We start from the raw sequence: 13,321 nt of genomic DNA on the forward strand, positions 1-13,321 counted from the left end.
CGCGGGCCTCGGCGGCATACGCTCGGAGGTATGGCTCGTCACGAGGACGACGATGCTTTCGTCTTCGACCTCGTCGAGGAAGAGGGGGACCGGGACAAGCCGCCCGCCCCAGCCCTCGCCGAGGAGCAGGACCAGGCCGGACCGGGGGCCACCCCGGACCCGGTGAGCCCTCCCGCGGCCCGTACGGCGGACGCTGTGCGCGCCTCGGTGGGCCTGCGGCGGGCGCTCGCGGCCGGCGCGGTCCTGGCCACGGTGCTGGGCACCGGCGTCGCCGTCGACGGCATGCACGACGCCGCCCGGGTCGAGGAGATCAGGGACGTGCGGGGCGGCGTGGTGGACGTGTCGGCACCGCTCGACGAGGTGTGGGAGTGGAACGGCGTCGTCGGCTCCCGCAGGGCGCTCGCCGAGGGCGAGGGCAACCAGGTCGCGGCCCTCGGCCCCCTGCTGGCGTTCGAGTCCGCCGACGGCCTGCTCGCCCTGCGCGCGGTCTCCGGCGAGGAGGCGTGGACCGTGCCCCTGGGCGCGGACCCCGACTGCGGGCCCACCGGCTACCTCGGCTGGTCGGACGTCGAGACGAAGACCATGGTCTGTCTGCAGGGCTCCGGCGCCGACCGCGAGGTCTTCACGGTGGGGCCCGACGGCGTGCCCTCCGAACCGCGCGTGCTCGGCGCGGAGGACGAGGAGCACTACGGCTACGCCCGGCCCGGCCCGGACGGGACCGTGCTGCGCGCCCGGCGGGTAGGCACCGAGCCGGCGGCGCGGGACGGCGCCCAGTGCCCGGACGAGGGGGAGTGCAGCGGCACGGTGACGGCCGGCCGGGACCTGCTGGTCCGCGCCGAGGACGCGGTCACGGGCGAGGAACGCTGGCGCACTACCGTGCCGTTCCACCCGATGGCGGCCGAGGGCTGCCGCGCCGGACCAGCCCTGCCCTGGGACCGGTCGGACGACATCGTCAAGACCGGTGAGCGCCTCGATACCGAGGGGTTCGGGGCCCGGATCGAGCCCGCCGTCCTGCAGGTGTGGGGCTGCGGCTTCCGGGCCGGCGTCACCACGGAGGGCGCGGTGCTGCCGATGGCGGGCGTGCCCGGGTTCGGCCTGGTGTTCGGCCTGGACACGGGCGGGTACGTCGCGCAGACCATCGCCCAGCGCTCGGACGGCACGACGGACAGCACGCTCTTCACCGCGGACGGCGGCGTCGCAGCCCGGGTGGACGGGAGCCTGAGCCGCCCGCGGACCACCGACGCCCCCGGCGCGGCGACCCTCCTCTCGACGGACCCGCCCGGCGGCCGGCTGCGGTCCTACACCCCGGACGGCACGCGGCGCTGGGACGTCGCGGTGCGGGACGGCTCCGCGCAGTACCTCGCGCAGGTCGACGACACCGTGGTGACCACGACCTGGACCGGCGACGTCCGCGGGAGGGACCTCGCCACGGGTGCCGTGCGCTGGACCTGGCGCACCGCGTCCGGCCTGTACGACTGGCCCTACGAGAGCGGCTACGTGTCCCAGGCCTTCACCGACGGCCAGTCCCTGCTGATGCTCCTGGAGAGCGGGTCGGGCGACACCGAGCTCGTCTCGCTCGACATCGCCTCCGGCGAGCTGGTCTGGGACGGGACGTCGTCGAAGGTGCTGACGGAGCGGCTGGAGACGATGCTGCTGGCGGTCGACGGGAACCTGCTGGAGGTCTCCCAGATGGGGGTCCGCCGGCTGGGCTGACCCGCGCGACCGCCGGATGTCGGTGAGCCGTCCTAGGGTGGGCCCATGGTGAGAATCGGCGCGCACGTGGACCTGGCCGACGCGATCGGGGCGGCGAAGACGCTCGACGCGGACGCGGTGCAGGTGTTCCTCAGCGACCCCCAGGCCTGGAAGGTCCCTGACCTGCCCTACGAGGGCGGCGCGGAGGCGCTCCGGGCCGACGCCGAGGCGGCCGACCTGGACCTCTACGTGCACGCGCCGTACGTGATCAACGTGGCCTCGACCAACAACCGGATCCGCATCCCGAGCCGCAAGCTGCTGCAGCAGATCATGGACGGGGCGAGCGCGATCGGCGCCAAGGGCGTGGTGGTGCACGGCGGGCACGTCACGGCGAGCGACGACCCGGCCAAGGGCTTCGACAACTGGCGCAAGGCGATCGACGCGCTCGAGACCGACGTCCCGGTGCTGATCGAGAACACGGCGGGCGGTGACCACTCGATGGCGCGGCGCCTGGAGCGGATCGAGCAGCTCTGGGCGGCGGTGAGCAAGGCGGACGGCGGGGCCGACGTCGGCTTCACGCTCGACACCTGCCACGCCTGGGCCGGCGGGATCGACCTCGCGGCGGCCGCCGACCAGATCCGCGCGATCACGGGCCGCATCGACCTGGTGCACGCCAACGACTCGCGCGACGAGGCGGGGTCGGGCGCGGACCGGCACACCAACTTCGGCCAGGGGCTGATCCCCCAGGACCTGCTCCTCGGCGTGATCGCCGCGGCGGGCGCTCCCGTCATCTGCGAGACCAAGGGCGACATGGCACCGGACATCGCCTGGCTGCGGGAGAACCTGGGCTGACCCGAGCCCCCGCCCCCGCCTCGGCTGGTCGAGCCTGTCGAGACCACCTGGCAGGATCAGACACATGGCAACGACGCAGCGGGTAGTGGTCACGGGCGCGAGCGGCAAGCTCGGCCGGTTCGTGGTGGAGCACCTGGCGGACTCCGGGTACGACGTGGTCGCGACCGACCGGGTGCCGCCCGAGCAGGGCAGCGCGGGCCGGTTCACGGTCGCCGACCTGACCGACCTCGGCCAGGTGATCGAGCTGCTGTCCGGTGTGGACGAGGGCCACCCGGCCGACGCGGTCGTGCACCTGTCCGCGATCCCCGCGCCCGGGCTGGCGACCAACGCCGCGACGTTCCGCAACAACGTGCCCAGCACGTACAACGTGCTGCGGGCCGCCCAGGTGGTGGGCGTGCGGAACGTGGTCACGGCATCCTCCGAGACCGTGCTCGGCCTGCCGTTCGACGTGCCGCCGCCGTACATCCCGGTGGACGAGGAGTACGACGTGCTGCCGCAGTCCACCTACTCGCTCGGCAAGTCCCTCGAGGAGGAGATGGCCCGGCACTTCACGCGCTGGGAGCCGGAGCTCAAGGTGGCGGCGCTGCGGTTCTCCAACGTGATGCGCCCGGAGGACTACGCGCGCTTCCCGTCCTGGCAGGACGACGCCGCGGCCCGGCGCTGGAACCTCTGGGGCTACATCGACGGGCGCGACGGGGCGCAGGCCGTGCGCCGCGCCCTGGAGGCGGACTTCACGGGGTTCGAGGCGTTCGTCATCGCCAACGACGACACCGTCATGGAGCGCGACTCGGCGGACCTGGTGGCCGAGCAGTTCCCGGACGTGCCGCTGCGCCGTCCGCTGCAGGGCCGCGAGACGCTCCTGAGCATCGACAAGGCCCGCCGGGTGCTCGGCTACGCGCCGCGGCACCGCTGGCAGGACGAGGTCTGACGCCCGGGCACGTGCCCGGGCGGCCCGCGCCTAAGCTGCCCGCGCCGCCCCGCTGACCACGGCCCGGCAGCTGCGCAGGAACGAGGCCCCGACCCGGGACGGGTCGCCGAGGTAGCCGGCGACCATGACGCCGTCGCGCAGCAGCATGAGGTCCTCCGCGACGGCGCCCGGCTCGGCGAGCCCGAGCGGTCCGACGAGCCGCTCGAACGCGCTCACCCACCAGGCGCGGTGCTCGTCGACGACCTTGCGCACCGCGCTGTCGCGGTCGGGGTACTCCGCCGCGGCGTTGATGAACGGGCACCCGCGGAAGTCGGGCGCGCAGGCCATCGCGCCGGTGTGGTCGGCCATCAGGCGCAGCGTCGCGTCCACGTCGCCGGCGCCGTGGGCGATGGCGGCGTCGACCCCGTCGCGCTCCTGCGCCGCGCGATGCTCCAGGTAGGCGACCACGAGGTCGTCCTTGCTCTGGAAGTGCCGGTAGAAGGTCACCTTCGTGGTGCCGGCGCGCTCGATCACCTTGTCCACGCTCACGGCGCGCAGGCCGTGCGCGTAGAAGAGCTCGTTCGCCGCCTCGACCAGGCGGTCTGACATGGATCCGCGCACGGTCGCGATCATACGTGTCCCCTTTTTCTCGTCCCCTTGCGCCCGACGGCCCGGGATGTGTACTGTCTCGATCGGTAGAGTTACTAGTCAGTCTACCTAGACAAATGGCCGTGCGGATCGATTCCCGCGGCCGCCATCCGAAGGGAACGTCCATGTCCACCACCGTGGAAGCATCCGCAGCGTCCACCGCGACCGCGCTGCGGAACCTGTACTTCGTCCGGTTCGGCTTCGCCGTCGTCTGGGCCGCGCTGCTGTTCGTCGTCGGGCAGAGCCTCGGCCCGGTCGCGATCGGGCTGCTCGTGCTCTACCCGCTGTTCGACGTCGCGGCCGCCGTGGTCGACTTCCGGTCCTCGAAGGCCGCGCGCCCCACGGTGGGCCTGTACTTCAACATGGCGCTGAGCCTCGCGACCGCCATCGGCCTGGGCGTGGCCGTCACCTCGGGCATCCCCGCCGTCCTGCGGGTCTGGGGCGTCTGGGCGATCACCGCCGGCATCGTGCAGCTGATCGTCGCGGTGAGCCGCTACCGGCTCGGCGGCCAGTGGCCCATGATCCTCAGCGGCGGCATCTCGGTGTTCGCGGGCACCGGGTTCTTCATGATGGCCGGCGGCCCGAACGCGGCCCTGACCTCACTGGCCGGGTACGCCACGCTCGGCGGAATCTTCTTCCTGGTCTCGGCGTTCCGCCTGCACCGCGTTGCCAAGAAGGAGAGCTGACATGAGCGAGACCACCTACGACGTCGTCGTCATCGGTGCAGGACCCGTCGGCGAGAACGTCGCCGACCGGGTGGTCCAGGGCGGCCTGACCGCCGCGATCGTGGAGCGCGAGCTCGTGGGCGGGGAGTGCTCGTACTGGGCCTGCATGCCCACCAAAGCCCTGCTGCGCGACGCCGCCGCGCTGCGCGCGGCCCGGAGCCTGCCGGGCGCCGGCGCCGCTGTGACCGGTGAGCTCGACCCCGCGGCCGTGTTCGCGCGCCGCGACGAGTTCGCGTCCCACTGGCACGACGACGGCCAGGTCGACTGGCTCAACGGTGCCGGGATCGCCCTGTTCCGCGGGGCCGGACGGCTCAGCGCCGCCCGCACCGTCGAGGTGACCGACGCCGACGGCGGCACCACCGTGCTGACGGCCCGGCACGCCGTGGTCGTCGCGACCGGCAGCAGCGCGCGCCTGCCCGAGATCCCCGGGCTGGCCGACGCCGCCCCGTGGACCAGCCGGGAGGCGGCGTCCGCCCAGGCCGTGCCGGGGCGGCTCGCCGTCATCGGCGGCGGCGTGGTCGGCGCCGAGATGGCGACCGCCTACGCGGCCCTGGGTGCCCAGGTCACGATGGTCGCCCGCGACGGCCTGCTGCCGGCCGCGGAGCCGTTCGCGAGCGAGCTGGTGGCCGAGTCGCTCAAGGCGCAGGGCGTGGTGCTGCACCTGAACACGCAGCCCGTCGAGGTCCGGCGCGACGCCGAGGGCACGGTGCACGTCGCGCTCGCGGACGGCACCGACCTCACCGCCGACGAGGTGCTGGTCGCGACCGGCCGCAAGCCGAACACGGACGAGCTGGGCCTGGAGACCGTGGGGCTCATGCCCGGCGACTGGCTCACGGTCGACGGCACCCTGCGGGTGCTCGGCGGCGACGGCGTGCCGGTCGGGGACGGCTGGCTGTACGCCGCGGGCGACGTCAACCGGCGCGTCCTGCTGACGCACCAGGGCAAGTACCAGGCCCGCGCCGTGGGCGACACGATCGTGGCGCGCGCGACCGGGGCCCCGGTGGACGACGCCCCCTGGGGCCGGCACGCGGCCACGGCCGACGAGCGCGCCGTGCCGCAGGTGGTCTTCACCGACCCCGAGATCGCGAGCGTGGGCTACACCGCGGCCGGCGCCGAGGCGGCCGGGCTGCGCATCCGCTCGGTCGAGTACGACCTGGGTGCCGTGGCCGGCGCGTCCCTGCACGCCGACGGGTACACGGGCCGGGCCGCCATGGTGGTCGACGAGGACCGGCGCGTGGTCGTCGGGTTCACCGCGGTGGGCCCCGACGTCGCCGAGCTGCTCCACGCCGCGACCATCGCGATCGCAGGCGAGGTGCCGGTCGACCGCCTGTGGCACGCCGTCCCCGCCTACCCCACCGTCAGCGAGGTCTGGCTCCGCCTCCTCGAGACCTACGGCCGGACGGCCTAGGCGACTCCTCAGCGGCCGGGCAGGGCGATCTGGTCGGGGGTGCGGATCTCCGACCACGCCCGGGCCCGGGGGAGCCGGTGGATCGTGATGTCCGTGGGCCGGGTGCCCGCCGGCCCGGCCGGGCGGGCCGGCGGCGGCGCCGTGAGCACGTCGGCGCCGGGCAGCGGGCCCAGGTCCAGGCGGGTCAGGGCGGCGACGTCGCGCACCGGCACCTGGTAGGTGCGGAACGGGCCGAGCGGCGGGATGTCGTCCCGGGCCAGGGCCTGCGCGGTGATCTCGTAGAGCTTGGCGTCGTCGAGCTGGGGCGTCTGGTCCAGCACGAACCCGGTCGCCTGGAGCACCCGCGGCCGGACGCCGTCCGGAGTGCCCGGTGCGGCGCCGTCGGGCGCCGGGCCCAGGCCCACCCACGCGACGACCTTCCAGAACAGGCGGGGGATGCGGACGCCGCGGTAGAGCGGGTCGTCCGCCGCGAAGACCGGGCCGGTCTGGACCGCCAGCCGGTGGTCGTGGGCGGCCGCGTACCGCAGCACGTGGTCCTCCAGCCCGTTCCAGAGCTCCTTGGACTGGTTGAACCTGTTCACCTGCGGGGCCGCGTTCGTGTAGGTGAACGTGTCGTGGTTCGCCCGCGCGGCGGTGTCGGCGTCGCCCCAGACCGGGTCGAGCCGGCGGACCAGGTGCCCGCGGTCGAGCGGGTTGCCCGCGTACAGCTCGGCGCCCGACTGCTCGGCGCTCGGGACGCGGCCGTCCAGCCGCCAGCGGCCGGACCGGCGCAGCGCCTGGAGCGTGGCGCCGTCGACGGTGCAGGCCGTGGCCGCGGCCAGCCGCCGGCCCGGGTGCAGCAGCACGGAGAAGTGGGTGTAGTCGAGCACACGCAGCTCGACCGGGGAGACGGGGAGCGGGACGCCGAAACCGAGGAACTGAGCGTCATAACCGGTCACAGGCAGACAGCCAACCAGAGCGGGCCAGGTCATGACCAGACCAACAATCGGACGCGTTGGACGTCGGATGGCAATCTCGGCCTAGGCTCTAGCCCGTGAGTGAATCAACTCAGACCGTCCGCGGCAATGCCCGGCACGAGGTACCTGACCCGCTGCGCGAGGACGTGCGCCTGCTCGGCGGCCTCCTCGGCAGGATCCTGCGCGAGGACGGAGGCCAGGACCTGCTGGACGACGTCGAACGTCTGCGCGAGCTGACGATCCGCGCCTACGGCGACCCGTCGCCCCACGCGCTGGACGAGGCCGCCGACGTCGTCGCGTCCTTCTCCGTGGAGCGCGCCGAACAGGTCGCCCGCGCGTTCACCTGCTACTTCCACCTCGCGAACCTCGCCGAGGAGTACCACCGGGTGCGCGTGCTGCGCGCCCGGGAGGCCGAGACGACGACGGGCCCGGCCGTCCTGGAGGACACGATCCCCGCGGCGTTCGCCCGGCTCACCGAGGAGGTGGGCCGCGACGAGGCGCTGCGGCGGCTCGACGAGCTCGAGTTCCGGCCCGTGCTCACGGCGCACCCGACCGAGGCCCGCCGTCGGGCCATCAGCGGGACCATCCGCCGGATCTCGGACCACCTGGCGGAGCGGGACACCCGCCGGCTCGGCGGCGTCACCCTCGCCGAGAACGAGCGGCAGATCCTCGCCGAGATCGACACCATGTGGCGCACCGCGCCCGTGCGGACCAGCAAGCCGTCCGTGATCGACGAGGTCAAGACGGTCATGGGCGTGTTCGACGCCGTGCTCGTGGACGTCTTCGGCGACGTGTACCGGCGGCTCGACGACTGGCTGCTCGCCGAGGACGCCGGCCGCGTGGCCCCCGTGGCCAAGCCGTTCGTCAAGCTCGGCACCTGGATCGGCGGCGACCGCGACGGCAACCCGAACGTCACCGCCGAGGTGACGCGGCAGGCCGCGACCCTGGCCGCGGAGCATGCGCTCACGGCGCTGGAGCGCCTCGCGGTCGAGACGGGGCGCAAGCTCACGCTCGACGCCGAGGGCACCACGCCGTCGTCGGACCTGAACGCCCTGTGGCGGCGCATCCGCCTGCTCGACGCCGACGTCGCCCGGCGCGCCGAGGAGGCGTCGCCGAACGAGCCGCACCGCGCGGTCATGCTCGCGATCGCGGAGCGGGTCGCGGCGACCCGGTCGCGCGACGCCGACCTGGCGTACGCGAACGCCGAGCAGCTCGAGGCCGACCTGCTCGTGGTCCAGGACTCCCTGGTCGCGACCGGCGCGGCGCGTGCCGCGTACGGCGACCTGCAGCGGCTGGTCTGGCAGGTGCAGACCTTCGGGTTCCACCTGGCCGAGCTCGAGGTGCGGCAGCACTCGCAGGTGCACGCCGCCGCGCTGGCCGAGATCCGCGAGCTCGGGCTCGACGGCGCCCTCGGCGAGAAGACGCGCGAGGTGCTGGACACCTACCGCGCCCTCGGCGCGATCCAGGCCCGGTTCGGCGAGCGGGCCGCGCGCCGGTACATCGTGTCGTTCACGCAGGCGCCGGAGCACCTCGCCGCCGTCTACGAGCTGGCCTCCTACGCCTTCGCGGACGACCCCGACGGGGCGCCCGTGATCGACGCGATCCCGCTGTTCGAGACCTTCGCGGACCTGCAGAACTCCGTGCCGATCCTGGACTCGATGCTCACGCTGCCCGCGGTGCAGAAGCGCCTGGCCGAGAACGGCCGGCGCGTCGAGGTGATGCTGGGGTACTCGGACTCGTCCAAGGACGTCGGCCCCGTGGCGGCGACGCTCGCGCTGCACGACGCGCAGTCGCGCATCGCCGAGTGGGCGCGGTCCAACGACCTCAAGCTCACGCTGTTCCACGGCCGTGGCGGCGCCCTCGGGCGCGGCGGCGGCCCGGCCAACCGCGCGGTGCTGGCCCAGCCGCCGCACTCGGTGGACGGCCGGTTCAAGCTGACCGAGCAGGGCGAGGTCATCCTGGCCCGCTACGGCGACCCGGTCATCGCGTCCCGGCACATCGAGCAGGTCGCCGCGGCCACGCTGCTGGCGTCCGCGCCGTCGGTCGAGGCAGTCAACGAGAGCGCGACGGCCAAGTTCGCCGCGCTCGCCGGCGAGCTCGACGCGACGTCCCGCGCCCGGTTCCACGAGCTGGTGAAGGCCGACGGGTTTCCGCAGTGGTTCGCGCAGGTCACGCCGCTGGAGGAGGTCGGCCTGCTGCCGATCGGGTCGCGGCCCGCCAAGCGTGGCCTGTCGGTCAACTCGCTCGACGACCTGCGCGCCATCCCCTGGGTGTTCTCCTGGTCGCAGGCCCGCATCAACCTCGCGGGCTGGTTCGGCCTGGGCACGGCGCTGGCCACGGCCGGCGACGTCGAGCTGCTGCGCGCCGCGCGCGCCGAGTGGCCGCTGTTCGCCACGATGCTCGACAATGTCGAGATGTCGCTCGCCAAGACGGACGAGCGGATCGCCGCGCAGTACCTCGCGCTCGGCGACCGGGACGACCTGGCCCAGATGGTGCTCGACGAGCTGCGGCTCACCCGGGAGTGGGTGCTGAAGATCAGCGGCAACGAGTGGCCGCTCGCGTCCAAGCGCGTGCTCGGCCGCGCCGTGCAGCTGCGGTCGCCCTACGTGGACGCCCTGTCGCTGCTGCAGGTCCGCGCGCTGCGCGGGCTGCGCACTGGGGCCGACGGCGGCTCGGCGGTCGACGGCGACTACAAGGGCCGGCTGCAGCACCTGCTGCTGCTGACGGTCAACGGGGTGTCGGCGGGCCTGCAGAACACCGGGTGACCTGCTGGCGAGCTGGGTAACCGGCTTGCTGGCTGGCAGTTTGACTTCGGTCGGTTGCCCTGAGATCGGTCGGTTGAATGACCGGTCTCAGGGCAACCGACCGAAGTCGGCAGGGCTCGTGATGTGTGAAGAGCATTGGGAGAGGCATGAGTGCGAGTCTGATCGGCACGTCCCACGGGACCGACGACCCCGCAGGGCAGGCGGCGGTGCGCGCGCTGCTCGACGGCGTGCGCGTCGCCCGGCCCGGGCTCGACGTCCGCGAGGCGTTCGTGGACGTGCAGCAGCCGGAGGTCGGGGACGTTCTGGCCGAGGCGGTGCGGGACGCGGCCAGTGCTGCAACCTCAGCGGCCGGGCCGGCCGCCGTCGTCGTGCCGGTGCTGCTGTCGACCGGGTATCACGTGCGGCACGACATCGCGCAGGCCGTCGCCGCCGTCAACGCGACCACCGAGGGCAGCGCGGTCGCCGCCGACCCGCTCGGCCCGCACCCGCTGCTCGTCGACATCCTGGCCGACCGCTACGCCGCCGCCGAGGCGGCGCACGGCCCGTTCCGGCCGGACGACGCCGTGGTGCTCGCCGCTGCCGGCTCGTCGGTGGCCGCCGCCGCGACCGCCGTCGAGGAGGTCACCAGCGCGCTGGCCCAGCGCCTGGGCCGCCCCGTCACGCCGTCGTACGGCGCGGGCGCGGAGCCGCGCGTCCCGGACGCGGTGGCCGCCGCCCGCGCGGCAAATACCGGCCGCGTCATCGTCGTGTCCTACCTGCTCGCCCCCGGCTACTTCCTGGACCGGGTGCTGGAGGCGGGCGCCGACGTCGTGACCGACCCGGTCGCCGGCCCGGCCGGGGCCGACAAGCCGGACCCGCGGCTGGTCCAGGTAGTCCTGGACCGCTACGACGCGGCCGCCGGCGCCTGACCGTGTCAGACCTACAGGTCACCGGAGTGGCCCACAGGTCTGACACGTGCCGGAGCTTCTGACGCTCAGGCCCAGCCGAACGCCGTCCGGACCCGGTCCACGCTCGACCGCAGGCCCCACTGGGCGGTGAGCGCCTCCAGCGCGTCGGGGTCCGCGGGCGCCTTCGGCACCGTGGGGTCGAACGCGGGCAGGGGCGCGTCGCGCGCCACCTGCACCACGACGGGAGCGACCTTCAGGTAGTCGTCGGCCTCCAGCAGGCGGCGGCGCTGCGTGGTGGTCAGTCCCTTGTCGCCGGAGTCGCGGGCCGTGAGGATCCCGGCGAGCGTGCCGTACTGGGCCAGCAGCTTCGCGGCGGTCTTCTCGCCCACGCCGGGCACGCCCGGCAGACCGTCGCTCGGGTCACCCCGCAGGGTCGCCATGTCGGCGTAGGCCTGCCCGGAGGTGACGCCGTACTTCTCGGCGAGCCGCGCCTCGTCCACCACGTCGGGGTCCCGGATGCCGCGCGCGGGGTACAGCACGCGGACGCCGGCGGCGTCGTCGACGAGCTGGAACAGGTCACGGTCCCCCGTGACGATGTCCACCGGCCCGTCGCCCTCCGCGACGGCGCGCGAAGTCAGGGTGCCGATCACGTCGTCGGCCTCGTACCCGGGCACGCCCACCCGCGCGATGCCGAGCGCGGCGAGCACCTCCACGATGACCGGCACCTGGGCGAGCAGCGTCTCGGGCACCTCCTCGATGCCGGTGGTGCCGGGCACCTCCTGCGCCACGCGGTGCGCCTTGTAGCTGGGGATCGCCTCGACGCGGAAGGCCGGCCGCCAGTCGTCGTCCCAGCACGCGACAATACGGTCGGGACCGTGGGTCGTGGTGAGCCAGGCGATCGTGTCCAGCAGCCCGCGGACGGCGTTCACCGGCGTGCCGCTGGGTGCCCGCAGGGAGTCGGGCACGCCGAAGAACGCGCGGAAGTAGAGCGAGGCGGAGTCGAGGAGCATGAGGCTCATGCAGCGAAGCCTGCCACGCCCCACTGACACCCCGCCCGACGACGGCCGCGGCTCACCATCCGGTCAGACGAACAGCCCGCCCGCCGCCACGCCTACGGCTGCCGCGAGCACCGTCACCAGCAGCGTGCCCAGCGTGTTCGCCAGCGCGAGCCGCAGCCGGCCGGAGCGGGCCAGGCGCACGGATTCCACAGTGGCTGTGGAAAACGTGGTGTACCCGCCGCACAGGCCGGTGGTCAGGGCGAACTGCACCAGGTAGGCGACGTCGGGGGACACCCCGTACCAGGTGAGCGTGTGGAACAGGGTCGAGAAGACGCCGATGAGGAACGAGCCGCTGACGTTCACGACGAACGTGCCCCACGGGAACCCGCCGCCGTGTCGGGCGCGGATCTCGCCGTCGACCACGAACCGGGCGGCCGCGCCCAGGCCACCGCCGACCGCGACGAGGAGGAGTGCGAGCACGGGTGTCACCTGCCCTTTCGGCGTCGGTCCGCGCGGGCCGCCAGCGCGATCCCGCTGAGGCATGTCGCCGTGCCGCCCGCGAGGGTCAGCGTCACGTACAGCAGCGCGAGCCACGGCATCCCCTGGCCGAGCAGCTGCTGGACCTCGAGGGCGAGCGCGGAGTAGGTGGTGAACCCGCCGAGCACGCCCGTGCCGATCCCGAGGCGGATCTTGCGGCGCCGGACCGTCTCGCGGCCGCGCCGGGCGAGGGCCTCCAGGAGGTAGCCCAGGGCGAACGCGCCGACGAGGTTCACGACGAGCGTCCCGACCGGGAACCAGAGGATCGTCTCGCTCGCGCCCGGGAACGCCATCGTCAGGGGCGTCAGCAGGATCCCGGCCCACATGCTCACCAGGTACCGGGCGACCGATCCGCCCGCACCGCCCAGCGCGACGAGGCCCACGTACCGCCAGTCGCGGTGCGGCGCACTCTTCACGCGGCGGTTCCCCTCGTCGTTGCTCGACAGGTGTGTGAAGAACCTATCGCTCACGGGGCCGACATCGTCTCTGGGAGCACCACGACGGGGCGGGACTGGTTGTGGATGAGCCGCCCGGCGACGGTCCCGCCCACCAGGTTCGTCGTCCAGCCGCGCAGGCCCGGGCGGTGGGCGCCGACGACGATCATCGCCGCCTCCACCTCGTCGGCCACCCGGCCCAGCTCGACCGCCGGGTCACCGGCCCCGCGCAGGGCCGACCACGGCAGGCCGACGTCGGCCATCGCCCGGTTCAGCCCCGCCAGGACGTCGGCCCCGTAGGCGTCCGAGGACACGGCGATGTCGGGGTCCACCGACACGGTGAATCCCCGTGAGTCAGAGACCGCTGTCTCGTCGACCCACACGCACACGAGCTCGATCAGGCTTCCACCCAGAGACTGGACGAGCGACGCTGCCCGCCGAGCCAGCTCCGGGTGCTTGTGGTCCACGCCGACCACCACGGATCGCACAGTCACCCTGATGAGGGTATTGCC

At 73.8% G+C, this 13,321-nt stretch carries 13 protein-coding genes; 7 read left to right on the top strand and 6 right to left on the bottom strand.

Annotated elements, in window-relative coordinates:
- Positions 1–30: 30 nt before the first annotated feature.
- The 3 genes from H291_RS0113825 (at position 31) to H291_RS0113835 (ending at position 3,472) form a co-directional block, all read left to right on the top strand.
- A complete protein-coding gene (locus H291_RS0113825; RefSeq protein ID WP_020015599.1) occupies positions 31–1,713 on the top strand; it encodes a hypothetical protein in 1,683 nt (560 codons plus the stop codon).
- 45 nt (positions 1,714–1,758) lie between these two features.
- Positions 1,759–2,544: a deoxyribonuclease IV gene (locus H291_RS0113830; protein WP_020015600.1), complete on the top strand. Its 786-nt coding sequence runs from the start codon at positions 1,759–1,761 to the stop codon at positions 2,542–2,544.
- Positions 2,545–2,608: 64 nt separating this feature from the next.
- Positions 2,609–3,472 (top strand): NAD-dependent epimerase/dehydratase family protein, encoded by an 864-nt coding sequence (locus H291_RS0113835; protein ID WP_033326898.1) that lies wholly within the window; start codon positions 2,609–2,611, stop codon positions 3,470–3,472.
- Positions 3,473–3,502: 30 nt separating this feature from the next.
- Here the strand turns inward: H291_RS0113835 and H291_RS0113840 are convergent, their stop codons facing one another.
- On the bottom strand, positions 3,503–4,084 hold the full coding sequence (locus H291_RS0113840) for a TetR/AcrR family transcriptional regulator (RefSeq protein WP_020015602.1): 582 nt from the start codon (positions 4,082–4,084) through the stop codon (positions 3,503–3,505).
- Between the two features lie 140 nt (positions 4,085–4,224).
- Here H291_RS0113840 and H291_RS0113845 point away from each other — a divergent pair, with 140 nt between their 5' ends.
- Positions 4,225–4,785 (top strand): hypothetical protein, encoded by a 561-nt coding sequence (locus tag H291_RS0113845; protein ID WP_020015603.1) that lies wholly within the window; start codon positions 4,225–4,227, stop codon positions 4,783–4,785.
- 1 nt (position 4,786) lies between these two features.
- Positions 4,787–6,232, top strand: a complete 1,446-nt coding sequence (locus tag H291_RS0113850; protein WP_020015604.1) for a dihydrolipoyl dehydrogenase family protein — start codon at positions 4,787–4,789, stop codon at positions 6,230–6,232.
- 8 nt (positions 6,233–6,240) lie between these two features.
- Here the strand turns inward: H291_RS0113850 and H291_RS0113855 are convergent, their stop codons facing one another.
- Complete coding sequence (locus H291_RS0113855; protein ID WP_020015605.1) at positions 6,241–7,170, bottom strand: DNA/RNA non-specific endonuclease; 930 nt, start codon at positions 7,168–7,170, stop codon at positions 6,241–6,243.
- Positions 7,171–7,265: 95 nt separating this feature from the next.
- Here H291_RS0113855 and H291_RS0113860 point away from each other — a divergent pair, with 95 nt between their 5' ends.
- Both H291_RS0113860 and H291_RS0113865 read left to right on the top strand, forming a co-directional pair.
- Positions 7,266–9,953 (top strand): phosphoenolpyruvate carboxylase, encoded by a 2,688-nt coding sequence (locus H291_RS0113860; protein WP_026365733.1) that lies wholly within the window; start codon positions 7,266–7,268, stop codon positions 9,951–9,953.
- Between the two features lie 146 nt (positions 9,954–10,099).
- On the top strand, positions 10,100–10,861 hold the full coding sequence (locus H291_RS0113865) for a sirohydrochlorin chelatase (protein ID WP_020015607.1): 762 nt from the start codon (positions 10,100–10,102) through the stop codon (positions 10,859–10,861).
- Positions 10,862–10,926: 65 nt separating this feature from the next.
- Here the strand turns inward: H291_RS0113865 and H291_RS0113870 are convergent, their stop codons facing one another.
- From H291_RS0113870 to H291_RS32600, 4 genes are all read right to left on the bottom strand, one after another.
- Complete coding sequence (locus tag H291_RS0113870; RefSeq protein ID WP_033326901.1) at positions 10,927–11,859, bottom strand: 5'-3' exonuclease; 933 nt, start codon at positions 11,857–11,859, stop codon at positions 10,927–10,929.
- Between the two features lie 63 nt (positions 11,860–11,922).
- Entirely contained in the window at positions 11,923–12,318 is a 396-nt protein-coding gene (locus tag H291_RS0113875) for a fluoride efflux transporter FluC (protein ID WP_020015609.1), read from the bottom strand.
- A 5-nt stretch (positions 12,319–12,323) separates the two neighbouring features.
- Positions 12,324–12,845: a fluoride efflux transporter FluC gene (locus H291_RS0113880; RefSeq protein ID WP_020015610.1), complete on the bottom strand. Its 522-nt coding sequence runs from the start codon at positions 12,843–12,845 to the stop codon at positions 12,324–12,326.
- Positions 12,842–13,303 carry a universal stress protein gene (locus H291_RS32600; RefSeq protein WP_160158951.1) on the bottom strand — a complete coding sequence of 154 codons (462 nt, stop codon included), beginning with the start codon at positions 13,301–13,303 and terminating at the stop codon, positions 12,842–12,844. The genes H291_RS0113880 and H291_RS32600 overlap by 4 nt, the downstream gene beginning before the upstream one ends.
- Positions 13,304–13,321: the final 18 nt, after the last annotated feature.

It is taken from the genome of Promicromonospora sukumoe 327MFSha3.1 (assembly GCF_000385135.1).
Lineage (GTDB): Bacteria > Actinomycetota > Actinomycetes > Actinomycetales > Cellulomonadaceae > Promicromonospora > Promicromonospora sukumoe_B.